Genomic DNA, 25,311 nt, shown 5'->3' on the forward strand with positions numbered 1-25,311 from the left:
ACGGGCGCGCCGAGGGCAGCCAGGAGCCGGACGCGGTGTCCGGTTAGGGTGCATACCGTGCTGGTACTGGTGCTGGATTCGTCGACTCCCGCGGTGACCGCCGCGCTGGCCGAGATCACCGACGACGTACGTCTGCTGGCAAGCCGACGTACGGTCGACGCGCGGGCGCACGGCGAACTGCTCTCCCCGCAGATCGCCGCCTGCCTTGTCGAGTCCGGTGCGACGGCGGCGGACCTGACCGCGGTGGTGGCCGGGGTCGGACCCGGGCCGTTCACCGGACTGCGGGTCGGTCTGGTCACCGCCGCCAGCGTGGCGCATGCCCTCGACATCCCGACGTACGGCGTCAACTCGCTCGACGCGCTCGGCTACGCCGCCGGGACCGACCTCGCCGGCACCGACGCCGCGACCGGCCGGGTGCTGGCTGCTACCGACGCGCGGCGCCGGGAGATCTACTGGGCGGTGTACGCCGCCGACGGTCGGCGGCTCACCGACCCGGCGGTCGGCGCACCGGCCGCCGTCGCCGAGGCCCTGCCGGGTCTCGGCGTAACCACGGCAGTCGGCGACGGTGCCCTGCGGTACGCCGAACTGCTCGGCGTACCGGTGCGACCCGAGCCCCGCTACCCGGACGCGCTGCCGCTGGCGCGGTTGGCGGCCGACCGGGTCCGCACCGCCGTGCCCACCGAGCCGTTGACCCCTTGCTACCTGCGCCGGCCCGACGCGGTCGCGGCGGCCGGACGCAAACCGGTGCTTCAGTGACCCAGGTCGGTGGGCAGCTGCGGACCGTCCGGTTCCGCTGGTGGCACATCGAACAGGCGGTACCGATTGAAGCCGACCTGTTCGGTGCCGAACAGTGGTCGGCCGAGATGTTCTGGAACGAGCTGGCCAACGGGCACCACTACCTGGCCGTCGTCGACGGCACCGACCAGCTGGCCGGGTACGCCGGGCTGGCACTGGCCGGCGACCCGGCGACACCCGACGAGGCGTGGGTGCAGAACGTCGCGGTACGCCGGGACCAGCAACGGCGCGGCGTGGGCCGGACCCTGCTGGTCGGCCTGCTCGACGAAGCCACCCGGCGCGGGGCCGGCCGGACCTTCCTGGAAGTCGCGGTGGACAACGCACCCGCGCAGCGGCTGTACGCGGCGTACGGTTTCGAACCGGTCGGCGTACGCCGTGGCTACTACCAACCCAGCAACACTGACGCTCTGGTGATGATGCGAGATGGCTGACGAACCTCTGGTCCTCGGGATCGAGACCTCCTGCGACGAGACCGGGGTCGGCATCGTCCGCGGGCACACGCTGCTCGCCGACGCGCTGGCCTCCAGTGTGGCCGAACACGCCCGGTTCGGCGGCGTGGTGCCGGAGGTGGCCAGCCGGGCCCACCTGGAGGCGATCGTGCCGACGATGCGCCGGGCCCTCGACGACGCCGGCGTCACCCTGGCCGACATCGACGCGATCGCGGTGACCGCCGGCCCCGGTCTGGCCGGTGCCCTGCTGGTCGGTGTCGCGGCGGCCAAGGGCTACGCGATCGCTACCGACAAGCCGGTGTACGGCGTCAACCACCTCGCCGCCCACGTGGCCGTCGACACCCTGGAGCACGGTCCGCTGCCGGAACCGGCGATCGCCCTGCTGGTCTCCGGCGGGCACTCGTCGCTGCTGCTGGTCGACGACCTGACCGCCGGAGTCACCCCGCTCGGCGCCACCATCGACGACGCCGCCGGCGAGGCGTTCGACAAGGTGGCCCGGCTGCTCGGTTTGCCGTTCCCCGGCGGTCCGCCGATCGACCGGTCGGCCCGCGACGGTGACGCCGCGGCGATCGCGTTCCCCCGTGGACTCACCGCGCCGAAGGACCTCGCCGCGCACCGGTTCGACTTCTCCTTCTCCGGGTTGAAGACTGCGGTGGCCCGCTGGGTCGAGGCCCGGGAACGGGCCGGTGAGCCGGTGCCGGTGGCGGAGGTCGCCGCGTCGTTCCAGGAGGCGGTCTGCGACGTGCTGACCGCCAAGGCGGTCGACGCCTGCCGGGACCGGGGCGTCGAGACCCTGGTCATCGGTGGTGGGGTGGCGGCCAACTCGCGGCTGCGGGCGATGGCCGAGCAACGCTGCGAGCGGTACGGGATCCGGGTCCGGGTGCCCCGGCCGAAACTCTGCACCGACAACGGCGCGATGGTCGCGGCGCTCGGTTCGCATCTGGTCGCCGCCGGGGTACCGGCCAGCCGGCTGGACCTGCCGGCCGACTCCGCGCTGCCGTTGACCACGGTGAGCGTGTAATGTCCGGCGACGTGATCGTGCGGATGTGGGAGGCGAAGGCCGAGCCGTCCCGCCTGACCGAGTTGCTCACCTGGGTCTGTGACACCGCGCTGCCGGAGATCGAACACAGCCCGCTGCACCTGGCCAGTGAGGTCTTCTCATCGACCGATGACCGGCTGGTCGTCATCTCGAAGTGGCGCAGCAGCCCGTTGTCGTTGCCGGAACCACCGCTGCGGCTGGTCACCCGTGCACCGCACAGCTGGGACTTCACCCAGGTCGACCGCTGAAGCCGCCGCCGACCGACCGGCGGAAATGGAAAATCGGTGGATCGGCCACGCAATGTAGCCGTACGGTCACGATGTCATGTGGACCCTGCCCGTCGCCGATCCCGGCGTAGCCGATCACCGGTCAGCCCTGCGTCTGCTGCGCTGGCTGGCCGGACGCGCCGGGGCGTCCGTGGCCTGGGGATCGGTGCTCAGCGTGGTCTGGATGGGCAGCCAGGCGTTGATGCCGGCGGTTCTCGGGCGCGCCGTCGACGTCGGCCTCACCGCCCGCGATCCGCAGGCGCTGCTCGGCTGGTCGGCGGTGCTACTGGGGCTGGGGCTGGTCCAGGCGACGGCCAGCATCAGCCAGCACTGGTTCGGCGTGTTCAACTGGCTGTCCACCGCGTACCGCACGGTCCAGCTCACCGTACGGCAGGCCAACCGGCTCGGCGCCACCCTGCCGAAACGGCTGGCCACCGGCGAGGTGGTGAGCATCGGGACCGCCGACATGAGCAGTCTCGGCGGCGCGGTGGAGGTCGTCGCCCGGGCGGTCGGTGCGGTGGTGGCGATCGTCGTGGTCGCCGCGATCCTGCTCGGCACCTCCGTTCCGCTCGGGCTGGTGATCGTGATCGGGGTGCCGGCGCTGATGGCGGCCGTCGGGCTCGGCCTGCGGCCGCTGCACCGTCGTCAGCAGACGTACCGGGACCAGCAGGCCACCCTGGCGACCCTGGCCGGCGACACCGTGACCGGCCTGCGGATCCTGCGCGGCGTCGGCGGTGAACCGGCCTTCGCCGGCCGCTACCGGGACCAGTCGCAGGAGCTGCGGCGGCGCGGTGACCGGCTGGCCCGGGTCGAGTCCGTCCTGGAGGCCGGCCAGCTGCTGCTGCCCGGGATGTTCCTGGTGCTGGTGACCTGGCTCGGGGCGCGGCTCACGCTCTCCGGCGAGCTGACCGTCGGGCAACTGGTCGCCGCCTACGCGTACACCGCGTTCCTGACCGGTCCGATCCGGACGCTGACCGAGTTCCTGCACACCATGACCCGTGGCCACGTCGCCGCCCGGCGGGTCGCGGGCCTGCTCGCCATCACGCCGGAGTTCACCGACCCGGCGTGGCCGCGCCGACTGTCGGACCGCGACGGCGAACTGGTCGATTCCACGTCCGGCCTGCGGGTGGCCCCGTACCAGTTGACCGCCGTCGCGGCCACCGCGCCGGAGGACGTCGCCGGGCTCGCCGACCGGCTGGGGCGCTACCGCGACGCCGAGGTCGCCCTGGCTGGCGTACCGCTGCGGGAGCTGGACCTGGCCACGGTCCGGCAGCGGATCCTGGTGACCGACAACGACGACCGGCTGTTCACCGGCCGGCTGCGCGACGAACTCGACGGCACCGGGCGGGCCAGCGACGACGCGATCCGGGCGGCGCTGGTCGCGGCCAGCGCCACCGACATCGTCGATGCGCTGCCGGACGGTCTCGATGCCGAGGTCGCCGAACGTGGCCGGGAGTTCTCCGGCGGTCAGCAGCAGCGGCTCCGGCTGGCCCGGGCGCTGCTCGCCGACCCGCCGGTCCTGGTGCTGGTCGAGCCGACCAGCGCCGTGGACGCGCACACCGAGGTGCGGATCGCGGCCAGGCTGAGGGCCGCACGGACCGGCCGGACCACCGTCGTCTGCACCACCAGCCCGCTGCTGCTGGAACACGCCGACCGGGTGGTGTTCGTCGACGCCGGCCGGGTGGTGGCCGACGGCAGTCACGCCGAGCTGCTGCGCACCGAACCCGGGTACGCCGCCCTGGTGACCCGCGCCGAGCTGGCGGCATCCACCGAGCCGGCGGCGTTGAGTGAGGTGGCGTCGTGACGGCGTTGCCGGTCGCGGACCGGGCCGAGGTCCGCCGGTACGCCCGTGTCCTGGTCCGCCGGCACCCACGGATGCTGGCCGGTGCCCTCGCGCTGCACGTGGGTGCTGCGGTCGCCGGGCTCGCCGCGCCCCGGCTGCTCGGCGGCCTGGTCGAGACGCTCACCACCGGGACGGCGGCGATCGCCGCCGTCGACCGGACCGCCCTGGCGATCGCCGGGTTCCTGGTCTTACAGGCGGTGCTCGCTCGCTACGCGCACGTGGCGTCCGCCCGGCTCGGCGAGCGGGTGCTGGCCGCGTTGCGCGAAGAGTTCATCGGCCGGGTGCTGTCCATCCCGCTGTCGACGGTGGAGAAGGCCGGCACCGGTGACCTGCTCACCCGGACCTCGCACGACGTCGCCGTGCTGTCCAAGTCGGTGCGGTTCGCGGTGCCCGAGACGCTGATCGCGATCAGCACCGCGACCTTCATCTTCGGGGCGTTGCTGCTGGTCGCCCCGGTGCTGGCGGTGCCCTGCCTGATCGTGGTGCCGCTGCTGTGGGCAGGCACCCGCTGGTATCTGCGCCGGGCACCGGACGGCTACCTGGCCGAGAGCGCCGCGTACTCGCGGATCACCGACGGGCTCAGCGAAACCGTCGACGGTGCCCGGACCGTCGAGGCGCTGCGCCGGCAGGAGCACCGGCGGCGGCGTACCGACACCGACATCGCCCGGCAGTACGCGGCCGAGCGTTACACACTGTGGCTGCGTACCGTCTGGTTCCCGCTGATCGAGATCAGCTACGTGGTGCCGGTCGCGGCGACCCTGGCGGTCGGCGGCTGGTGCTACCTGCGCGGCTGGGTGACGCTCGGCCAGGTCACCGCGGCGGTGCTCTACGTGCAGCTGCTGGCCGCCCCGCTGGACCGGCTGCTGAACTGGCTGGACGAACTGCAGCTCGGTGCCGCGTCGCTGGCCCGGCTGCTCGGCGTCGCCCAGCCGGACCGGCCCGCGACCGCGGTGCCCCGCGCGCCGGCACCCGACGGCGTACGCGCCGCCGACCCGGTCGCGGCGGTCGACGTCCACTTCAACTACGTCGACGGGCGGGAGGTGCTGCGCGGGGTCACCCTGGTGCCCCAGCCGGGGGAGCGGATCGCCATCGTCGGGCCGTCCGGCGCCGGCAAGTCCACCCTGGGCCGGCTGCTGACCGGGGTGCTGCGGCCGACCGCCGGCTCGGTCACCGCCGGCGGCGTACCGCTGACCGACCTCGCCCCGGACCAGCTACGCGGCCGAGTCGCCCTGGTAACCCAGGAGCATCACGTCTTCATCGGTACGGTGCGCGACAACGTCGCGCTGGTCCGGCCGGACGCCACCGACGCCGAGGTACGCGACGCGTTGGCCGCCGTCGACGCACTGGACTGGGTGTCCGCCCTGCCGGACGGGGCGGCCACGGTGGTCGGTGCCGGCGGCCACCCGGTCGGTCCGGACCAGGCCCAGCAGCTCGCCCTGGCCCGGCTGGTGCTGGCCGATCCGCAGACCCTGGTGCTGGACGAGGCGACGTCGCTGATCGACCCGCGTACCGCCCGGCGCACGGAGCGGTCGCTCGCGGCGGTGCTGCACGGGCGTACGGTGATCGCGATCGCGCACCGGCTGTACTCGGCGCACGACGCCGACCGGATCGCCGTGGTCGAGGACGGGCTGATCACCGAGTTCGGCTCGCACGACGAGCTGGTCGCCGCCGACGGTCCGTACGCCGATCTGTGGCGCACCTGGCAGGGCCTCGGGTCGGCGCAGGCGGTCGGCTGACCGGGTCAGCCGGCCACCGCGTCGAGCGGGTCGGCGAGCAACTGCTCGAAGGCCAGCTCGGCGGCGCCGAGCAACGGGGCGTCGTCGCCGAGTTTCGGGGTACGCAGCCGGACGTGTTCCCGGCAGGCCGGTAGCCCGTTGGAGTTGAGCCGACTGCGCACGTGCGCGGCCGCCGCCAGGTAGACGTCCCGCAGCGTACCGCCGAAGATCACCGTCTCCGGGTTGAAGATGTTGACCAGGTTGGCCACGCCGAAGCCGAGCCAGTTGCCGACCTGGCGGACGGCGGCCTGGGCCTGGCTGTCGCCCCGGTCGGCCGCGTCCACCACGGCGAGCACCGCCTCCCGGCCGACGACTTCCCCGCTGCGGCCGGCTGCCTGGATCAGCGCGTGTTCGCCGATCTCGGTTTCCCAGCAGCCGCGAGATCCGCACAGGCAGGGCCGGCCGCCGGGGTGCACTACCATGTGGCCGACCTCGCCGCCGTACCCGCCGTGTCCGGTGACCCGCCGGCCACCGGCGATGATCCCGGCGCCGACGCCGACGTCGCCGTACAGGTAAATGACGTGTTCGCAGCCGACCGCCGCGCCCCGGGTGTGTTCGGCCAGCGCGCACACGTCGGAGACGTTGCCGACCAGCACGCCCCGGTCGTCGCCGAGCGCCTCGGCCAGGGCCGCGCCGAGCGGCTCGTCGACCCAGCCCATGGTGGGGCCGAGCCGGACCATGCCGTCGTCGCGGCGGACCATGCCGCAGACCGCGACGCCGCTGCCGACGCAGACCGCGCCGGCCGGCACCGCCTGGTGCAGCTCCTTGACGAAGCCGGTGAGTGGGCCGACCGCCTCGGCGGCGAGGGTGCCCCGGGGTCGGTCGCCGGTGCGCGTGTCGAGGATCCGGCCACCAAGTCCGACCCGGGCGGCCCGTAACCGGTCGACCTCGATGCTGAGCGCGTACGCGTACACCCGCTCGGACGCGGGCCGGACGACCAGCGACGGTCGTCCGGCCCGGCCGGTTTCCCGGGCACCGCCCTCGCTGACCAGGCCGGCGGCGGCCAGGTCGGCGGTGAGCGCGCCGATGGTGCTGCGGTTGAGCCCCAGCGTGGTGGTCAGTTCGGCGCGTGAGGTGGCACCGTGCACGTGCACGTGCCGCAGCAACGCGCCGAGGTTGTGCCGGCGGATCTCCTCCTGGCTGGGTCCTGCCCGCATCGGATCGTCGTCTCCGCAGTCATCGTGACCCGGCGGCGGCGCGACGACGGGACAGCGCGTCGACGCTGGCGGCCAGCAGCAGGACCAGACCGGTGAAGACGAACTTCACCCCGGAGCTGACATTCATCAGCCCCATGCCGTTCTCGATGACCGCGACCACGGCGCCGCCGAGGACCGCGTCGAGGACCCGGCCCTTGCCGCCGAACAGGCTGGTGCCGCCGATCACCGCTGCGCCGACGGCGAACAGCAGCACGTTGCTGCCGCCGGTGTTGGCGTCCACCGAGTTGGCCCGGCTGGCGGCCACGATGCCGCCGACGGCGGCCATCGAGGAGCAGATCATGAAGGCGGAGATCCGGATCCGGTCGACGTTGATACCGGCCCGGCGGGCGGCCTCCCGGTTGCCGCCGACGGCGTAGATGTGCCGACCGTACGCGGTGCGCCGCAGCACGAAGGTCCAGAAGATCAGCAGTACCACGATGACCGGTACCACGATCGGCACCCCGCGCAGCGAGGTGATCAGCGGGTTGATGCTGCGCTCCTGGTTGAGGATGTAGACAGCGGCACCGGCGATCGCGATCAGCACGCCGATGCGGGCCAGCACCACCACCATCGGGTCGGTGACCAGGCCCTTGGCGGACCGGGTGCGGTAGCGCAGCAGTTGGATCAGCGCGAACCCGGCCACCCCGACGCCGAAGATGGCCCAACCGACGACCGGCGGGACGTTGCGGTTGACGATCGCGATCAGCACGTCGTCGCGCAGCGAGACGTTCTTGCCGCCTTCGATCAGCAGCAGCACCGTGCCCTGGAAGGCGAGGAACGCGGCCAGGGTGACCACGAACGACGGGATACCGACCTTGGCGACCAGGAATCCGAGGACGGTGCCGATCAGGGTTCCGGTGGCCACCGCTGCCAGCACCGCCACGTACCAGGGCAGTCCCATCTCGGTGGAGACGACCGCCAGGATCGCGGCGCAGACGCCGCTGGCGAAGCCGGCGGACAGGTCGATCTCACCGAGCAGCAGGACGAAGATCAGCCCCATCGCGATCAGGGTGACCGCTCCGCCCTGGATGAACAGGTTGGCGAAGTTGCCGGCGGTGAAGAAGTTGGGCCGCACGATCGAGAAGACCGTGCAGAGCACGATGAGGCCGAGGATCGCGGGCAGTGCGCCGAGGTCGCCGCCGCGCACCCGGGAGAAGTAGTTGCGCAGGTGTTCGCCGACGCCGGGCGAGTCGGCCGAGGCGGCGGGCCGCTGGACTGTTGAGGTGGCGGTGCTCATCGGTCGGCTCCCGGTCCGGTGGTGGCGGCGTACTCGGTGCCGTTGTCGGCCGGCAGGCCGAGGTCACCGCTGCGGCCGGCGGTGATCAGCTCCACGATCTGCGCGTGGGTGATCTCCGTGCTGCGGACCTGGGCGACCATCTGGCCGAGGTACAGCGCGGCGATCCGGTCCGACACCGCGAAGACGTCGTTCATGTTGTGTGAGATCAGTACGACGGCGAGGCCGTTGTCGGCGAGCCGGCGGACCAGTTCGAGCACCTGGGCGGTCTGGGCGACGCCGAGCGCCGCGGTGGGTTCGTCGAGGATGACGACCTTGCTGTTCCACAGCACCGCCTTGGCGATGGCGACGGTCTGGCGCTGGCCGCCGGAGAGGCTGGCGACGAGTTGCCGCAGCGACTTGACGGTCCGGACGGAGAGCCCGGCGAGGGTGTCCGCGGCCATCTGCTCCATGGTGGTCTCGTCCAGGACGATCCCGGTGCGCTTCTCCCGCCCGAGGAACATGTTCTGCACGATGTCGAGGTTGTCGCAGAGCGCGAGGTCCTGGTAGACGACCTCGATGCCGTGCGACGCGGCGTCGCGCGGGTTGTGGATGTGCACCCGGCGGCCGTCGACGACGACCTCGCCGCGGTCGATCGGGTGGATGCCGCTGATGCATTTGACCAAGGTGGACTTGCCGGCACCGTTGTCACCGACGAGCGCGGTCACCTCGCCGGGATAGACGGCGAAGTCGACGTTGCGCAGCACCTGGACGGGGCCGAAGTTCTTGTCGATCCCGCGCAGTTGCAGCAGGGGGGTCGCGGACACGGGTGGTCTCCTTCGTAAGGGTGCCCGGCCGGCGCCGGTTCCGCCGCCGCGGGTGTCACCCGGCGATGGTGCTGCCGGGCGACACCCGCGCGGCGGGGCTACCGGTGGGTCGCCGGTACGCCGGTCAGCTGATGCCGGCCTCGACGCAGAGCTCGGCGAACTCGTCGGTGCAGAGCTCTTCGGCGGTGACGTAGCCGTCGTTGACCACGTCGGCGACGTTCTCCTTGTAGATGGCCTGCGGGGTGAGCAGCACCGACGGCACCTCCCGGTTGGTCTCCGGGTCGGTGACGGTCTGCGCGACCTCCTTGCGCTCACCGTTGGCCAGCGCGACCGCCAGGTCGGCGGCGGCCTGCGCCTCGGCCTTGATTGCCTTGTAGACGGTCATGCACTGATCGCCGGCGAGGATGTTCTGCAGGCCCTGCGGGGTGGCGTCCTGCCCGGTGACCGGCACCTGACCGTTGAGCTCGTTGCGCTTGAGCACCGAGATCGCCGCGTTGCCGAGGCCGTCGTTGGCAGCCAGCACGCCGTCGATCTCGCCGCCGGTCTGGGTCAGCATCTGCTCGAACAGCGTGGCGGCCTGGGTGTTGTCCCAGTCCGGCACCCAGCGGTCCGGGCCCTTGACGTACTCGCCGGACTCGTACAGCGGGTCGAGCACGCCGTCGTAGCCGGCCTTGAACAGGGTGGCGTTGTTGTCGGTCTCGGAGCCGTTTAGGGTGGCGATGGTCGGCTTCTCCACGCCGGCGTCGGTCAGGCACTTGACCAGGCCCTCGCCCTGCAGTTGGCCGACGGCCTCGTTGTCGAAGCTCACGTAGTACTCGGCGGAGCCGCCCAGGGTGAGCCGGTCGTAGTCGATGGTGGCGACGCCCTGCTGCTTCGCCTTGTCCAGCACTGCCTTGCCGGTGCCGGAATCCAGGTTGACGATCATCAGGACGGTGGCCCCGTCGGTGATCATCTGGTCGGCGAGGGTCTGGAACTGGGCCTTGTCGCCCTGGGCGTTCTGGATGGTGGCGTCGACGCCGGCGGCGTCGAACGCCTCCTGCAGGAAGCGCCGGTCGGCGGTCTCCCAGCGGTCGGAGGAGGCGCTGTCTGGCAGGATCACGCCGATCTTCGGAGTCGGCGTGTCGCCGCTGCCGGTGTCGCTGCCGGTGTCGCTGCCACAGGCGGTCAGGCCGCCGGCGAGCAGGACGCCGGCGGCGGCGGTGCTGAGGATCCCTTTGCGCATCGCTCGGGTCCTTTCGAAGGGTGATGTTCCGCGTACAAGGGGTTTGTGCTGGTGCGAGTCGTGCGGTCTCGGGCGTGGGCTCGCGGGGCGCTGGTGGGCTCCGGAGGCCCGGCCGGCGACGGCAACGGCCTGGGGCTGAGCTGGGCCATCGCGGTTTTTGTTGTGTCCGGCAACGTATTAGGACTGTGGTGCCGAGCACAAGACGGTGACGTCACCAGTTTTGTTGCCTGCGATAACAATTCAGCAACGCGGTGGACATCTGCCCGTCGACTGACCGGATCAGTGGGCCGCGATCGGGGCGAACCGGGCGCCAGCCACCGCTGCGAGGTCACCCGGAGTGATACTCAACTGCAACCCGCGACGACCGGCCGATACGTACACCTCGGCGTACCGCTGCGCCGAGGCGTCCAGCACCGTCGGCAGGCGTTTACGCTGCCCGATCGGGCTGATGCCGCCCCGGACGTACCCGGTGGTCCGCTCGGCGAGCACCCGGTCGGCGAGCACCGCGCGCCTGCCGCCGAGCGCCACCGTCAGAGCCTTCAGGTCCAGCTCCCCGGTGACCGGTACGACGCCGACGGCGAGTGCCCCGTCGACCTGCGCCACCAGCGTCTTGAACACCTGCTCGGCGGCGACGCCGAGGGCGGCCGCGACCGCCGCGCCGTAGTCCGGGGTGTCCGGCGAGACCCGGTACGGGTGTAGTTGGAAGGTGATCCGCCGCTTGGTCAGCAGCGTCGTCGCCGGGGTCGCGGTACCTGCCATGCCGCGCGACGTTACCGGCCGGGCGCCCGCCGTCGGCCGCGTGCGGTCACCGGCCGGGTGCCGGCACCGGGTGGGCGAGCAGCGCCGTCGGGGCGCCGGCCACCCGGGTCAGCACCAGACTCGCCGCCACGCCGGCCCCGGAGGCGGTACGCAGGCGCAGATCGCGGCGCAACTGGGCGGGGTCGAGCGGGGAGCCGCGTTTGAGGATCTCCAGCCGGGTGACGCCGCGTTCGCGCAGCAGCGCCCGCAGCCGCTTCAGCGAGAACGGCAGCACGTCGGTGACCTCCAGACATCGGCCGTACGGCGTGTCGGTCGGCGCGTCGGCGTAGACGTAGGCGATCGACTCGTCGGCGAGGGTGCCGTCGACGGTCGCGGCGAACGCGGCGACCAGGTGTGAGCGGACCACCGCCCCGTCCGGGTCGTACAGGAAGCGCCGGACCGGGCCGACGTCGACCGGCTCGTCGCCGTCGCCGACCAGGTCCGTGGCCGGCTGTCCGGTACGCAGCAGGGTGGCCCGGCGCGGGGTGTCGGCCAGCGGGCCGCACCAGAACGCCGCCTCGACCACCTCCCGGTCGACGCTGACCCACTCGGCCTCGGCTCCCGGCGGGATCAGCGCGTGGTCGATGCCCGGTGCCACCTTGAGCACGGTGCAGGGCACCCGGGCGACCAACGACCGGACGAAGTCCCACGGCGGGGAGTAGCTGTCCGGGTCGAAGGTGCGCCGACCGCTGCCGGACCGGCGGGCCGGGTCGCAGAAGACCGCGTCGTAGCCGGAGACGTCGACTCCGGTGGCGTCGGCGCAGACCACGTCGACCAGGTGGGCCAGCCCGGTCGCCGCGACGTTGGCGGCGGCGATCGCGGCGGTGGCCGGGTCGGCCTCCACCGCGTACACCCGGATGCCGGCCCGGGCGGCGGCGAGGGTGTCCGCGCCGAGACCGCAACCCAGGTCGGCGAGGTGGCGCACCCCGGCGGCGCGCAACCGGGCGGCGCGCCGGTCGGCGACCACCGACCGGGTGGCCTGCTCCAGGCCGGCGCGGGTGAAGAACATCCGGGCGGCGGCCGGGCCGAACTTGCCGGCCGCGCGGGCGCGCAGCGCGGCCTGGGTGAGTGCGGCGGTCGCCAGCGGTGCCGGCACCCCGGCGGTACGCAGTGCGGTCGCCGCCGCGAGCGGATCCGCCCCGCCCGGCGCGGCCAGCACCTCGGTCGCGGCAACCAGCGCGGCCGCGCCTTCCGGGGCGCGCAGGGCGGCCAGTTCGTCCGGGTGCACCGCGACATTGTCCATGCTCGGCCATCGGGCTAGCACTCCGCACAGGCGACTGCTAATCTGCGGTTAGCACTCTCGGGTCGAGGGTGCCAGCTCGCCGGCTCCCGCCGGTGAGCGAAACGCCAGGCGGTCCGGCACCCGCGACGACGGATCCGCCCGGTGGACATGAGGCAGATTGACGCCGGTTACCCACGTGGCCGGCACCAAAACCAGATACCCCAGGAGGGTATGCCCGTGACTACCGCGACCAAGGTTGCGATCAAGCCGCTCGAGGACCGGATCCTGGTCCAGGCGAACGAGGCTGAGACCACCACGGCGTCGGGCATCGTGATCCCCGACACCGCCAAGGAGAAGCCGCAGGAGGGCACCGTCCTCGCTGTCGGCCCCGGCCGCGTCGACGACAAGGGCAACCGGATCCCGGTTGACGTCAACGTCGGCGACACGGTCATCTACTCGAAGTACGGCGGCACCGAGGTCAAGTACGCCGGCGAGGAGTACCTGGTGCTCTCCGCCCGCGACGTCCTCGCGGTCATCGAGAAGTGACCTACTGCCAGTGCTGAACGCCCCGAAGCCCCAGCCCGGGGCTTCGGGGCGTCGCCCGTTGGCCGGTGCCCGGCAGCCGCCGGCCGGCCGACGGCTAGTGCCTGTGAAGGGAATGTCATGGCGAAGATCCTGAGTTTCTCGGACGACGCCCGGCACCTCTTGGAGCACGGCGTCAACACGCTCGCGGACACGGTCAAGGTCACCCTCGGCCCGCGCGGGCGCAACGTCGTGCTGGACAAGAAGTTCGGCGCTCCGACGATCACCAACGATGGCGTGACCATCGCCAAGGAGATCGAGCTCACCAACCCGTACGAGAACCTCGGTGCGCAGCTGGTCAAGGAGGTGGCGACGAAGACCAACGACGTCGCCGGCGACGGGACCACCACCGCCACCGTGCTCGCCCAGGCGATGGTCCGTGAAGGTCTGCGCAACGTCGCCGCCGGGGCCAACCCGGCCGGCCTCAAGCGCGGCATCGACGCGGCCGCGCAGAAGGTCTCCGACTCTCTGCTGGCCAAGGCGGCAGAGGTGGCCGACAAGGGCTCGACCGCGCAGGTCGCGACGATCTCGGCCCAGGACGCCACGATCGGCGAGCTGATCGCCGAGGCGATGGAGCGGGTCGGCCGCGACGGCGTCATCACCGTCGAGGAAGGCTCCACCCTGGCCACCGAGCTGGAGGTCACCGAGGGCCTGCAGTTCGACAAGGGCTTCATCTCCCCGCACTTCGTCACCGACGCCGAAGCGCAGGAGGCGGTGCTCGAGGACGCGTACATCCTGATCACCACCCAGAAGATCTCCTCGATCGAGGAGCTGCTGCCGCTGCTGGAGAAGATTGCCCAGGACGGCAAGCCGCTGCTGATCGTCGCCGAGGATGTCGACGGGCAGGCGCTGTCCACCCTGGTGGTCAACGCCGTACGCAAGACCGTGAAGATCTGCGCGGTCAAGGCCCCCGGCTTCGGCGACCGGCGCAAGGCGATGCTGCAGGACATGGCGGTCCTGACCGGCGCCGAGCTGATCGCCCCTGAGCTGGGCTACAAGCTCGACGCGGTCGGGCTGGAGTCGCTGGGCCGGGCCCGGCGGATCGTGGTCGACAAGGACACCACCACGGTGGTCGACGGTGCCGGCAACGACTCCGAGGTCGCCGACCGGGTCACTCAGATCCGCAAGGAGATCGACGCGTCCGACTCGGACTGGGACCGGGAAAAGCTCGCCGAGCGGCTGGCCAAGCTCTCCGGTGGCATCGCGGTGATCAAGGCCGGGGCCGCCACCGAGGTGGAGATGAAGGAGCGCAAGCACCGCATCGAGGACGCCATCGCCGCGACCAAGGCCGCGGTCGAGGAGGGCACCATCCCCGGTGGCGGCGCGGCGCTGAGCCAGATCGCCGCCGTGCTCGACGACGACCTCGGCTTCGACGGCGACGAGAAGGTCGGCGTGTCGGTGGTCCGCAAGGCGCTGCACGAGCCGCTGCGGTGGATCGCCCAGAACGCCGGCTACGACGGGTACGTCGTGGTCGGCAAGGTACTCGAAGGCGACTGGGGCCACGGTCTCAACGCCGCCACCGGTGAGTACGTCGATCTGGCCGGGGCCGGCATCATCGATCCGGTGAAGGTGACCCGCAACGCGGTCAGCAACGCCGCGTCGATCGCCGGGCTGCTGCTCACCACCGAGAGCCTCGTGGTGGAGAAGCCGGAGAAGGCCGAGCCGGCCGCCGGCGGCCACGACCACGGGCACGGCCACCAGCACGGTCCCGGTTTCTGACCGGAAGTTCCACCTGCTCCACCCTGGATCCGCGTGATCAGTACGGCCGAGGGCGCACTCCGCCCGAGGTTTCTGATCACGCGGATTCTGCGTATCGTCGGCGGTACCAATGCGCCGTCGACCCGTACGGTGCCGGACAGATGGGTTGGACGTGATGACGCCGGAGCCGACGGTGCCGGACGCGACAGGGCCGGAGCCGACCGGGCCGGAGCCGACCGGGCCAGCTGCGCCGACCGAACCGCCGGGCCGCCTGCCCGGGCCGCTCGCGGCGCTCGCCGGGGTGGCCGCCGCCGCGCTCGCCCTGGGCCTGGCCGAGCTGGTCGCCGTCGGCACCGGCGCCCGCTCGGCACCGCTGGTCGCGGTCGGCGGGGTGGTCGTCGACACCGTCCCCGAGCCGCTGAAACAGTTCGCCATCGACGTGTTCGGCGTACACGACAAGACCGCGCTGCTGATCGGCACCGGCGTACTGCTCGCCGGGTTCGCGGCCGTGATCGGGGTGCTGGCCGCCCGCCGGCTCGCCGTCGGCTTCGCCGGCATCGCGGTCTTCGGCGTGATCGGCGCGGTGGCCGCGCTCACCCGGCCCGGCGCCGGGCCGGCCGCCGTCCTGCCGGCGGTGATCGGCGTGTCCGCCGCCGCGCTGCTGCTCTGGGCGTTGCTCGCCGGCCCGCTGCGGCCGGCCGCAGCCGCGTCGCCCGCCGAACCGGCGTCGGTACCGGTGCGGCCCGGTGCCGGCACCGCCGACCGGCGCCGGTTCCTGTCCAGCGTCGGCGTGTCGGTCGGCGCCGCCCTGATCACCGGTGCCGGCGGTCGCTGGCTGGCGCAACGCCGGGGGGTGGCGACCGCCCGGTCCGCCGTGACGCTGCCCGCCCCGGTCGACGCCGCGCCGCCGCTGCCTTCCGGTGTGGATCCGGCGGCGCCGGGGCTGAGCCGGTACGTCACCACCAACCGTGACTTCTACCGGATCGACACCGCGCTGGCCGTTCCCCAGGTCGACCCGGACGAATGGCAACTGCGGATCCACGGCCGGGTGACCAACCCGATCACCCTGAGCTACGCCGACCTGCTCGGGATGGACCTGGTGGAGCGGTACGTCACGCTGGCCTGTGTCTCGAACGAGGTGGGCGGGGATCTCATCGGCAACGCCCGCTGGCTCGGCGTACCGGTGCGGGACCTGCTGGTCGAGGCGGGCCCGCTGCCCGGAGCCGACCAGGTCGTCGGCCGGTCCGTCGACGGCTGGACCTGCGGCACCCCGACCGAGGCGCTGCTGGACGGGCGGGACGCGCTGCTCGCGGTCGGGATGAACGGTCAACCGCTGCCGGTCGAGCACGGTTTCCCGGTCCGCATGGTGGTGCCCGGCCTCTACGGCTACGTCTCCGCCTGCAAGTGGGTCACCGAGCTGCAGTTGACCAGCTTCGCCGACTTCGACGCGTACTGGGTGCCGCGTGGCTGGGCGGCGGAGGGTCCGATCAAGACCCAGTCCCGGATCGACACCCCCCGGGTCCGCGCCGAACTGTCCGCCGGCACCGTGCCGGTGGCCGGGGTGGCGTGGGCCCCGCACCGGGGCATCAGCGGCGTCGAGGTACGGGTGGACGACGGCCCCTGGCGGCCGGCCGAGCTGGCCCCGGCGGTCTCCGCGGACACCTGGGTGCAGTGGGTCTGGCAGTGGCCGGCGACCTCGGGTGAGCACCTGCTGCAGGTCCGGGCGACCGACGGGACCGGCGCCACCCAGCCCGAACTACGCCAACCGGTCGCCCCGGACGGGGCGACCGGCTGGCACTCAATCCGCGTCACAGTCCAGTAGGGATGTTCGAAACCGTGGCCGTGGTCAGGCGGCGGTGGCCGAGTCCGCCGGCTGCGGCCTGACGGCGGTCGATTCCGGCCGGCGCTGAGCCGGTACGGTCGACTTGTGCGGCCGGCCCAGCCGGGCCTCCAGCCGTTGCACGTCGACCCGGCCGCCGCGGCGGTCAGCGAGATCTTCCCAGCCGAGGGCGATCAGCCGGAGCCGTTCCGACTCGCTGAAACCGCCCCACACCCCGTACGGCTCGCGAACCGACAGGGCGTGCGCGGCGCACTCTGCGCGGACCGGGCAGGTCCGGCAGACCGCCTTGGCTCCCGACTCCCGGCGGTTGCGTGACGACCCTCGCTCACCGTCGGGGTGGAAGAACTGGGCGCTGTCCCGGCCACGGCAGGCACCAAGAATCTGCCACTCCCACAGGTCGACGATCGGTCCGGGCAGTCGGCGTACATCCGACATCTGCACCCCTCCTTCCGCGCGGCTCCTGCGGACACTTCGTGGTAGGACCAGGCGGCCGGCCGCGCAAGCGCTCCGGTCCTTCGTGTCACCGGGGTACCCGGGAGTCCCACTGCTCAATCACCCGTGCCGGAACGGGTGGGATCACCCGGGTCGGAACCTGCGCGCGATAGCCGGTCGGCGACGTGGCCACCGGTCCTGAACTTTCATCTTTTTTCGTGGCGAAGCGCATGAGTGAGCGTGCCTCGCGTGATCTGCTGCTGGCGGGAGAGGGGAGTCACAAGTGCGCAAGGTGCTCGTGTGTGTGCGAACAGTAGTTGCAGCTCAGAACATCACCGCCGCTGCCGCCCGGCTCGGTCTCTCCGCCGCAGTACGAACAGCGGTCTCTGAACCGGAGGTGATGCTGCGGCTCGCCGAACGCCCAGCGGAGATCGTACTCGCCGACACCGCCCTGGCCCGTCCGGACAGCGCCAGCTTCACCCGCCGGGTACTGGCCCGCTCGCCGGGCAGCGTGATCGTGCTGTTCGGCGGGGAGGACCCGCAGGTGGCGTCGGCCGCGCTGGCCGCCGGCGCCCGCGGGCTGCTGCGCGGCACCGACGACCTGGTCACCGCCGTGGCGAAGACCCTGCTGCTGCTCGCCGCGCCGGGCCGCCGTACGCCGGCACTGCTGACCGAGCAGTCAGCAGCCGCACCGGCCCCGGCGGTGACCGCCACTGTTGGTGCCGCTGGCGCGGCGACTCATCACCCCGGGGCCGCCGCCGCTGGTACCGACTCCGCCGGACAATCGGTCACCGGCGCCGCCGAGCAGACGGCTGCGGCCGCTGCCGGCGTGGATCCGGCCACCGGCCCGAACGTGGTGCCGAACCAACGCGACGACGCAGCCGCGACGGCACCGGCCGCCGACACCGCCGACGCACCGGCGCCCGTCCCGCACCCCGACGGCGCGTCGACCGACAGCGCACCCAACGGCAGCGCACCCAATGGCGGCGTGGCGCACGGTGCCGGACCGGACGGCGCCCAGCCGTCGGACGGTCGAGTCACCGCACTACGCCGGATCGGGCTCACCGAACGCGAACTCCAGGTGCTACGCGGGATGGCGGAAGGCAAGAGCAACGGCGAGATCGGCCGCGACCTGTTCGTCTCGGAGGACACCGTCAAGACCCACGCGCGACGACTGTTCCGCAAGCTCGGCGCACGGGACCGGGCGCACGCGGTGGCCACCGGATTCCGTACCGGACTGGTCGCCTGACCGACCTTAACCCGGCCGGCCCTGGTCGTCGTCCGCCTCGTCCCGCAGGGTGTCGTGCACGCCGTCGGCGTACCCCCGGGCGTACTCCCAGCTCACGTAGTGGTCCGGGTCGGGGTTGAAGGCCGGCTCGTGCACCCTCGGCCGGCCGGAGTCGAGCAGGTGGCGCAGATTGCCGCGCAGCAGGTCCCAGTCGAAGTAGTGCGGCTCCCGGCAGTCCTCGCAGTCGATCACCAGCCCGCGGATCCCGACCGCGCCGAGCAGCGCCCGGTAGACCTCCAGGTCGGCGAGGTCCTCCAGCACGTCCTGCCGTTCGGCGGGCGTCAACGAATCCGGCTCGCCGGCCTCGGCGGGATCCTCCAGCCCGGCTGCCGGATCGGCGGGGTCGCCGCTGAACGGATCGATCGGCTCTTCGTGCACCCCTCCACCGTAGTCCCACCCGTACCGGCTGCGTGGGCCCCACCCGGTCTGGCTGGCCGCGCAGGTGGCGCGCCCGGCCGGTCCGGCGGTGGGTACGATGAACCATCGCACCGCAAGACGGGGCGAGCCGGTCAACCGCCACCCACGCCGGGCCGCCTGCCGACCCGGCGCCTGGGCATCAGCCGCCGCCGGCCGCAGGCGAACCGTCCGACCAGCTCAGGGGAAAAGTCGTGGAAAACTCGCCCACCCACCAGCCCGTCGTCGACAGCACCGCCAACGGCGGTCACGTGCCCCCGGTCCCCGCCGCGTTCGGCGGCCACGTGCCGGAGATGCCCGCCGGGTCGGCCCGGGCGGTGCCGCTCGGGTTGACCTTCGACGACGTGCTGCTGCAGCCCGCCGAGTCGGACGTCATCCCGAGCCGGGTCAACACAGTGACCTCGATGACCCGCAACGTGCAACTTTCCGTACCGCTGCTGTCCAGCGCAATGGACACGGTGACCGAGGCGCGGATGGCGATCGCGATGGCCCGGCAGGGCGGCATCGGCGTACTGCACCGCAACCTCTCCGCCGACGACCAGGCGATCCAGGTCGACCTGGTGAAGCGCTCCGAGGCCGGCATGATCACCAACCCGGTGACCTGCGGCCCGGACGACACCCTGCGGCACGTCGACACGCTGTGTGGCCGGTACCGCATCTCCGGTGTCCCGGTCGTCGACGAGCAGGGCGCCCTGGTCGGCATCATCACCAACCGCGACATGCGGTTCGAAACCGACCAGAGCCGCCCGGTACGCGACCTGATGACCTCGATGCCGCTGGTCACCGCCCCGGTCGGGGTGGCCAAGGCGGACGCGCTGGCCCTGCTGCGCCAGCACAAGGTGGAGAAGCTGCCCCTGGTCGACGACGCCGGCCGACTGCGCGGGCTGATCACCGTGAAGGACTTCACCAAGAGCGAGCAGTACCCGGACGCGACCAAGGACGACGCCGGCCGGCTGCGGGTGGCCGCTGCGATCGGCGTCGGCGACGACTCGTACAAGCGGGCCCGGACCCTGGTCGACGCGGGCGTCGACGTACTGATCGTGGACACCGCCCACGGCCACCAGCGCGGGGTGCTGGACATGGTGCGGGCCCTGAAGCGGGACACCGAGGTCGACGTGGTCGGCGGCAACGTCGCCACCTACGCCGGTGCCCGCGCGCTGGTCGAGGCCGGCGTGGACGCGGTCAAGGTCGGGGTCGGCCCGGGGGCGATCTGCACCACCCGGGTGGTCGCCGGGGTCGGTGTACCGCAGGTCACCGCGATCATGGAGGCGGTCCGGGCCTGCCACCCGGCCGGCGTTCCGGTGATCGCCGACGGCGGCATCCAGTACTCGGGCGACATCGCCAAGGCGCTGGTCGCGGGTGCGCACACGGTTATGCTGGGCAGCCTGCTCGCCGGCTGCGAGGAGAGCCCCGGCGAGCTGCTGTTCATCAACGGCAAGCAGTTCAAGTCGTACCGGGGAATGGGGTCGCTGGGCGCGATGCAGTCCCGTGGCCAGGCCCGCTCCTACTCCAAGGACCGCTACTTCCAGCACGACGTGCTCAGCGACGAGAAGCTGGTCCCGGAGGGTGTCGAGGGCCAGGTGCCGTACCGTGGACCGCTGGCCACCGTCGTGCACCAGCTGATCGGCGGGGTCCGGCTGGCCATGGGGTACGTCGGCGCCGAAGGCATCGACGACCTGCACCAGCGCGGCCAGCTGATCCGGATCACCGCGGCCGGTCTGAAGGAGAGCCACCCGCACGACATCCAGATGACCGTCGAGGCCCCCAACTACCACACCCGCTGACCTACGCCGTCGACCTGCCCGCGCGGTGGCCGAGCCGCCGGGCGGTCGACCTGTCCATGACGGAGATATGCCATGCGTGACGTGGTCGAGATCGGGCTGGGCAAGACCGCGCAGCGCGGCTACCACCTGGACGACATCGCCATCGTGCCGAGCCGGCGGACCCGGGACGTCGACGACGTCTCCACCGCGTGGCAGCTCGACGCGTACCAGTTCAAGATCCCATGCGTGGCGCACCCGTCGGACGCCACGATGAGCCCGGCCAGCGCCGCCAAGTTGAGCGAGCTCGGCGGGCTCGGTGTACTCAACGTCGAAGGGCTGTGGACCCGCTACGAGGACCCGAGCAAGGTGCTCGGCGAGTTGGCCGCGCTGGACGACGACGACCCGGCGACCCAGCGGCTGCAGGAGGCGTACGCCGAACCGATCCGCCCCGAGCTGATCGCCGAACGGGTCCGGCAGATGCGGGCCGGCGGCGGTACGGTCGCCGCCCGGGTGTCACCGCAGCACACCCTGGCGCTGGCCCCGGTGGTGCTGGACGCCGGCGTGGACATCCTGGTGATTCAGGGCACCCTGGTGTCTGCGGAGCACGTCTCCACCACCGACGAGCCGCTGAACCTCAAGGAGTTCATCGCCGACCTGGACCTGCCGGTGGTGGTCGGCGGCTGCACCGACTACAAGACGGCGCTGCACCTGATGCGTACCGGCGCGGCCGGGGTGATCGTCGGAATCGGCGCGGACGAGTGGTCGACCACCGACTCGGTGCTCGGTATCCGGGTGCCGATGGCCACGGCGATCGCCGACGCGGCCGCCGCCCGCCGCGACTACCTGGACGAGACCGGCGGCCGGTACGTGCACCTGATCGCCGACGGAGACCTGCAGACCTCCGGTGACATCGCCAAGGCGCTGGGCTGCGGTGCCGACGCGGTGATGCTCGGTGAGCCGCTGTCGCTGTGTGCCGAGGCCCCGGCGGCCGGGGCGTGGTGGCATTCGGTGGCCAGCCACCCGAAGCTGCCGCGCGGCGCGCTCGGGGTGGCCGACGAGCCGCTGGGCACCATGGAGCAGTTGCTGTTCGGGCCGGCCGACTCCCCGGACGGCCAGCAGAATCTGTTCGGCGGGCTGCGCCGGGCGATGGCCAAGTGCGGCTACCGCGATCTGAAGGAGTTCCAGCGGGTCGGTCTGGTCCTCGACCGGTGACCAGCCGCCGTCCGTCGTTCGCGCTGCGGCGGCGTACGTCCGGTGTCGCCGCGCTGCTCGCGGTGGCGCTGGCCACCGGTGCTGGCTGCGGCGTACTGCCGGAGCCGGTCGACCGGGGCGACGACAGCTCGACGGGTGGTTTCCAACCCGGCGCGGCCGGCATCGGCGACCCCTACTTCCCGACGTACGGCAACGGTGGCTACGACGTGGCCGGCTACCAGTTGACACTGCGCTACGACCCGGACAGCGAGCGGCTCGACGGCACCGCCACGATCACCGCCACCGCCACCACGGATCTGTCCCGGTTCAACCTTGACCTGGCCGGGCTGGTCGTTGACGCGGTCATCGTCGACGACACCCCGGCCAGGCACAGCCGCGACGGCAACGAGCTGGTCGTCACCCCGGCCACCGGGCTGGCCGACGGTACGCAGTTCACCGTGGTCGTCGACTACGGCGGCCGGCCCGAGCTCCTGACCAGCCCGGACCTGGGCGCGGGCGGCTTTCACGTGACCGACGACGGAGCGATCGCGCTCGGCCAGCCAGAGTCGGCCAGCACCTGGTTTCCGGTCAACGACCACCCGCTGGACAAGGCGACCTTCGACATCGACGTCACCGTTCCGGACGGGCTGGCCGCGCTGAGCATCGGCGTACCGGGGCCGACCAGCAGCGCCGACGGCTGGACCACCTGGACCTGGTCGGAGTCCACCCCGCTGGCCAGCTACCTGACCACCCTGGTGATCGGCGACTACCGGGTGGAGCGTGGCACCCACGCCGGTCGGCCGATGGTGACTGCCGTTTCCGCCGATCTGCCGGAAGGTGGCCCGGCCGAGCAGGCGATGGCCCGCACCGGTGAGATCGCCGACTACCTGGAGTCGGTGTTCGGTCCGTACCCGGTCGACGCGTACGGCGGCGTGGTGGTGAACGACGACCGGATCCGCTACGCCCTGGAGACCCAGTCCCGGCCGGTGTACGGCGATGTGTTCTTCGACTCCGGGCCGGTCACCTGGGTGGTCGCGCACGAGTTGGCCCACCAGTGGTTCGGCAACAGCGTGTCGATCCGGCACTGGCGGGACATGTGGCTGAACGAGGGTTTCGCGACGTACGCGGAGTGGTTGTGGTCCGAGCACGACGGTGCGGCCACCGTCGACGAGATGTTCGACCGCGAGTACGAGCGGATCGACTGGGCCAGCCCGGCCGGTGACCCCGGCCCGGCGGGGATCTTTAGCCAGTCGGTGTACAAGCGGGGCGGGCTGACCGTCCACGCGCTTCGACGGACCATCGGTGACGACGCGTTCTTCCGCCTGCTCCGCACCTGGACGGCCGAGCGCCGCAACGGCAACGCCAGCACCGAGGAGTTCGTCACGGTCGCCGAGCGGGTTTCCGGCCAGCCGCTGCGGGAATTCTTCGATGCCTGGCTGCAGGGCGACACCGCTCCGGCCAAGCCCTGACAGCTGATGGACGGGCGGGCCGGGCGGGCAGCCGGGCTCGCCCGTCATCAGAGTCCTTCCGTGGATACTCCGGCGTTGCGGCCGGGGAGGAAACGGAACCCCCGCGGAGCGGGACAGGGAAAGTCGATCCGCGGCCGAGGCGGATCGGTGTCCACCGCACACCAACCCCACGGTTCACGACCGAATCGCTAGGCTGTCGACTGTGTCCAGGACCGTGAAGCGGGCGTTCAGGTTCCGCTTCTACCCCACCCCGGAGCAGGCGGCCGAGCTCGCCCGGACTGCGGTGTCTCACTGTGCAGCCGCCGGAAGTGGGACGCGAGGCTGTCACGGGCGTCCTGCGGGCGTCGTCCTCGGAAACCGCCGATACCGGGTCGTCCCGATGCTCGATCTTGATCAACAGGTGCTCAGGCACCTGGTTGGCGGCATAGACCATGTGCGCATTGTGATGGCTCGATCGCTGGACCGCAGCCCTGCCCCGCCGGGATCGGCCCGCACGACGGTCGATCCGTCTCGGTGCGGCCCTACTGGCCGTTCGGGTCCAGGCTCTGCTGACCGTTCGGGTCCAGGGCAGCACGCGCCTTGTCGCGGCTGGGGTACCCGCAGAGTTCGACGAGGTTGCCGGTCGTTGCGACGAAGGCCTCGTAGATGTCGTCGTCGAAATGGTTCAGCCAGTCACCGGCCTTGCCCTTGCGGTAGTGCGCCGTCGGCCCGGTCTCCAGGCGATTCTTGCGCATCCGGGAGAACCCGTGCCGGTCGAGCAGCGCCGCCAACTCGGCCGGAGGTAGAGCAATCCCGCAGTGCCGCATCAGCTCCGCCACCTCGTCCGCCTGTCGCTCGCCGGTCAGATTCTCGTATCGGAAGAGACGGAACGTCTCGGCGCTGGGTGCGACCACCCACGACCGCAGCGCGGAGAAGAGGTTTTTCTCCGCGAGGTGGTTGATGACGTACAGCAGGCCTTCCTTGCGGGGCTTCTCTCTGAGAATCTTCCGATGGTGCAGGACGTCACCCATCGGGGTGTGCGAGTTCCGCAGCGAGAAGTAACTGGAGACGACGATGTCGCGCGGGTCCCGCATCACAAAGATGGCCCGGTACCTCTCCGGCTTGGGGATCGCTTCGAAGCGTTTGTAGCCGACGAAGAGCGACGAGGCCACCCGGCCGGGCGGGATGGCGTCAGGGTAACGCCGCCGGTGGACTCGCTGATCGAAGGGCAGCAGACCGGAATACTGATACACGACCGGGTCGCTGAGGATGGCCTTCACCCACTGGCTGCCCGTCTTGCGGACCGTGCAGTGGTAGATGTTGTCGTATTCGCAGCGGGCGACCACCGGGATCGTCAGCCGGCTTCTCACGATCCGCGTCTCGAGCATCGTCCACCGCACCGCCACCCGCACGTTGCTGGGCGTGTGGTGCTTGGCGAAGGTGAAGGTCCGTTTGATCAGTGTCCTAGCCCTGTCTCTGCCCGCAGCCGGTCCCTGCCCGAAGCGGATCCTGCCCGAAGTGGACGACACGCATCAGCGGATGCCGCGCATCTCAGCCTGAGATGATAGTACGCACCCCAGCCTGAGATGATGATGGACGTGGACCGCCCGGTCAACCTCGGAGCTGCCCGTGAATCTCTTCATGCTGAGCGTGTCGACCCGGGAGTGGGCAGCGGAGGCCGATGCCGGACCGGGCACGCGGCGCAGCTCGCTTGTAGCAAGCGGTCACACAAGCGGGCGGCCTGGCCCACCCTGCCTGTACTGCGCACTCGATACGCGAGCTCGAGGTGGCCGGGCTGGTGACCTCCCGGCGTGGCGGCGGCACCCGGGTCGCGGCCGCGCCGCCCGCCAGGCCCGGTCCGGATGAGATGCTGCGTCACCACGCTGCCGCGTTCGTCCACGAGACGCGTCAACCCGGCGGGGACGACAGTCAGATCATCTCGGCGGTCGCCCGAGCGCTGGAGGCTTAGACGCATGACCTCGACGCGCAGGTCCGGTAGTCTGCCGCCCA

General features: G+C 71.8%; 23 protein-coding genes. 14 read left to right on the forward strand and 9 right to left on the reverse strand.

Annotated elements, in window-relative coordinates; translation table 11 throughout:
* Positions 1-57 precede the first annotated feature (57 nt).
* From tsaB to ACFHWS_RS00760, 6 genes are all read left to right on the forward strand, one after another.
* The gene (gene tsaB / locus ACFHWS_RS00735) at positions 58-756 is read left to right on the forward strand and encodes a tRNA (adenosine(37)-N6)-threonylcarbamoyltransferase complex dimerization subunit type 1 TsaB (protein WP_416551326.1); all 699 of its coding nucleotides are present in this window, start codon (positions 58-60) and stop codon (positions 754-756) included.
* Positions 757-773: 17 nt separating this feature from the next.
* Positions 774-1,226, forward strand: a complete 453-nt coding sequence (gene rimI, locus ACFHWS_RS00740) for a ribosomal protein S18-alanine N-acetyltransferase (protein ID WP_416551413.1) — start codon at positions 774-776, stop codon at positions 1,224-1,226.
* Positions 1,219-2,265 (forward strand): tRNA (adenosine(37)-N6)-threonylcarbamoyltransferase complex transferase subunit TsaD, encoded by a 1,047-nt coding sequence (tsaD, locus tag ACFHWS_RS00745; protein ID WP_416551327.1) that lies wholly within the window; start codon positions 1,219-1,221, stop codon positions 2,263-2,265. The genes rimI and tsaD overlap by 8 nt, the downstream gene beginning before the upstream one ends.
* An 11-nt stretch (positions 2,266-2,276) precedes the next feature.
* A complete protein-coding gene (locus ACFHWS_RS00750; protein WP_281555725.1) occupies positions 2,277-2,531 on the forward strand; it encodes a hypothetical protein in 255 nt (84 codons plus the stop codon).
* Positions 2,532-2,607: 76 nt separating this feature from the next.
* Positions 2,608-4,353 carry an ABC transporter transmembrane domain-containing protein gene (locus ACFHWS_RS00755; RefSeq protein WP_416551328.1) on the forward strand — a complete coding sequence of 582 codons (1,746 nt, stop codon included), beginning with the start codon at positions 2,608-2,610 and terminating at the stop codon, positions 4,351-4,353.
* Entirely contained in the window at positions 4,350-6,128 is a 1,779-nt protein-coding gene (locus tag ACFHWS_RS00760; protein ID WP_416567425.1) for an ABC transporter ATP-binding protein, read from the forward strand. The genes ACFHWS_RS00755 and ACFHWS_RS00760 overlap by 4 nt, the downstream gene beginning before the upstream one ends.
* Positions 6,129-6,133: 5 nt before the next feature.
* Here ACFHWS_RS00760 and ACFHWS_RS00765 read toward each other — a convergent pair whose 3' ends face one another.
* The 6 genes from ACFHWS_RS00765 to ACFHWS_RS00790 form a co-directional block, all read right to left on the reverse strand.
* Positions 6,134-7,324, reverse strand: a complete 1,191-nt coding sequence (locus tag ACFHWS_RS00765) for an ROK family transcriptional regulator (RefSeq protein ID WP_416551330.1) — start codon at positions 7,322-7,324, stop codon at positions 6,134-6,136.
* A 19-nt stretch (positions 7,325-7,343) separates the two neighbouring features.
* Entirely contained in the window at positions 7,344-8,600 is a 1,257-nt protein-coding gene (locus tag ACFHWS_RS00770; RefSeq protein ID WP_416551331.1) for a sugar ABC transporter permease, read from the reverse strand.
* Positions 8,597-9,403 (reverse strand): ATP-binding cassette domain-containing protein, encoded by an 807-nt coding sequence (locus tag ACFHWS_RS00775; protein WP_416551332.1) that lies wholly within the window; start codon positions 9,401-9,403, stop codon positions 8,597-8,599. Before ACFHWS_RS00775 ends, ACFHWS_RS00770 begins: the two co-directional genes overlap by 4 nt.
* Positions 9,404-9,527: 124 nt before the next feature.
* Positions 9,528-10,625 carry a sugar ABC transporter substrate-binding protein gene (locus tag ACFHWS_RS00780; RefSeq protein WP_416551333.1) on the reverse strand — a complete coding sequence of 366 codons (1,098 nt, stop codon included), beginning with the start codon at positions 10,623-10,625 and terminating at the stop codon, positions 9,528-9,530.
* Positions 10,626-10,904: 279 nt separating this feature from the next.
* Positions 10,905-11,384, reverse strand: a complete 480-nt coding sequence (ybaK, locus tag ACFHWS_RS00785; protein ID WP_416551334.1) for a Cys-tRNA(Pro) deacylase — start codon at positions 11,382-11,384, stop codon at positions 10,905-10,907.
* 46 nt (positions 11,385-11,430) lie between these two features.
* Positions 11,431-12,666 carry a THUMP-like domain-containing protein gene (locus ACFHWS_RS00790; protein WP_416551335.1) on the reverse strand — a complete coding sequence of 412 codons (1,236 nt, stop codon included), beginning with the start codon at positions 12,664-12,666 and terminating at the stop codon, positions 11,431-11,433.
* 210 nt (positions 12,667-12,876) lie between these two features.
* On the opposite strand from ACFHWS_RS00790, the gene groES reads away from it, so the two are divergent.
* From groES to ACFHWS_RS00805, 3 genes are all read left to right on the forward strand, one after another.
* A complete protein-coding gene (groES, locus tag ACFHWS_RS00795) occupies positions 12,877-13,191 on the forward strand; it encodes a co-chaperone GroES (protein ID WP_123606067.1) in 315 nt (104 codons plus the stop codon).
* A 117-nt stretch (positions 13,192-13,308) separates the two neighbouring features.
* Entirely contained in the window at positions 13,309-14,946 is a 1,638-nt protein-coding gene (gene groL / locus ACFHWS_RS00800) for a chaperonin GroEL (RefSeq protein WP_416551336.1), read from the forward strand.
* Positions 14,947-15,196: 250 nt separating this feature from the next.
* Positions 15,197-16,747, forward strand: a complete 1,551-nt coding sequence (locus ACFHWS_RS00805; protein ID WP_416567500.1) for a molybdopterin-dependent oxidoreductase — start codon at positions 15,197-15,199, stop codon at positions 16,745-16,747.
* Between the two features lie 24 nt (positions 16,748-16,771).
* On the opposite strand, the gene ACFHWS_RS00810 is transcribed toward ACFHWS_RS00805, so the two are convergent.
* On the reverse strand, positions 16,772-17,200 hold the full coding sequence (locus ACFHWS_RS00810) for a WhiB family transcriptional regulator (protein ID WP_416551337.1): 429 nt from the start codon (positions 17,198-17,200) through the stop codon (positions 16,772-16,774).
* Between the two features lie 280 nt (positions 17,201-17,480).
* Between ACFHWS_RS00810 and ACFHWS_RS00815 the strand changes: the two genes are divergently transcribed.
* A complete protein-coding gene (locus tag ACFHWS_RS00815) occupies positions 17,481-18,446 on the forward strand; it encodes a response regulator transcription factor (protein WP_416567426.1) in 966 nt (321 codons plus the stop codon).
* 6 nt (positions 18,447-18,452) lie between these two features.
* Here ACFHWS_RS00815 and ACFHWS_RS00820 read toward each other — a convergent pair whose 3' ends face one another.
* Positions 18,453-18,863 carry a DUF5319 domain-containing protein gene (locus tag ACFHWS_RS00820; protein WP_416567427.1) on the reverse strand — a complete coding sequence of 137 codons (411 nt, stop codon included), beginning with the start codon at positions 18,861-18,863 and terminating at the stop codon, positions 18,453-18,455.
* A gap of 230 nt (positions 18,864-19,093) precedes the next feature.
* Between ACFHWS_RS00820 and guaB the strand changes: the two genes are divergently transcribed.
* The 3 genes from guaB to ACFHWS_RS00835 all read left to right on the forward strand — a co-directional run bounded on the left by guaB (position 19,094) and on the right by ACFHWS_RS00835 (position 23,322).
* The gene (guaB, locus tag ACFHWS_RS00825; protein WP_416551339.1) at positions 19,094-20,683 is read left to right on the forward strand and encodes an IMP dehydrogenase; all 1,590 of its coding nucleotides are present in this window, start codon (positions 19,094-19,096) and stop codon (positions 20,681-20,683) included.
* A 72-nt stretch (positions 20,684-20,755) separates the two neighbouring features.
* Positions 20,756-21,874: a GuaB3 family IMP dehydrogenase-related protein gene (locus tag ACFHWS_RS00830; RefSeq protein WP_416551340.1), complete on the forward strand. Its 1,119-nt coding sequence runs from the start codon at positions 20,756-20,758 to the stop codon at positions 21,872-21,874.
* On the forward strand, positions 21,871-23,322 hold the full coding sequence (locus ACFHWS_RS00835; protein WP_416567428.1) for a M1 family metallopeptidase: 1,452 nt from the start codon (positions 21,871-21,873) through the stop codon (positions 23,320-23,322). Before ACFHWS_RS00830 ends, ACFHWS_RS00835 begins: the two co-directional genes overlap by 4 nt.
* Before the next feature lie 521 nt (positions 23,323-23,843).
* Here ACFHWS_RS00835 and ACFHWS_RS00840 read toward each other — a convergent pair.
* A complete protein-coding gene (locus ACFHWS_RS00840) occupies positions 23,844-24,761 on the reverse strand; it encodes a sulfotransferase domain-containing protein (protein ID WP_416551416.1) in 918 nt (305 codons plus the stop codon).
* Positions 24,762-25,099: 338 nt separating this feature from the next.
* Between ACFHWS_RS00840 and ACFHWS_RS00845 the strand changes: the two genes are divergently transcribed.
* Positions 25,100-25,270, forward strand: coding sequence for a hypothetical protein (locus ACFHWS_RS00845; RefSeq protein WP_416551342.1), 171 nt, complete (start codon positions 25,100-25,102; stop codon positions 25,268-25,270).
* The last annotated feature ends 41 nt before the right edge of the window (positions 25,271-25,311 follow it).

Source organism: Micromonospora sp. LOL_013 (genome assembly GCF_048060315.1).
Lineage (GTDB): Bacteria > Actinomycetota > Actinomycetes > Mycobacteriales > Micromonosporaceae > Micromonospora_E.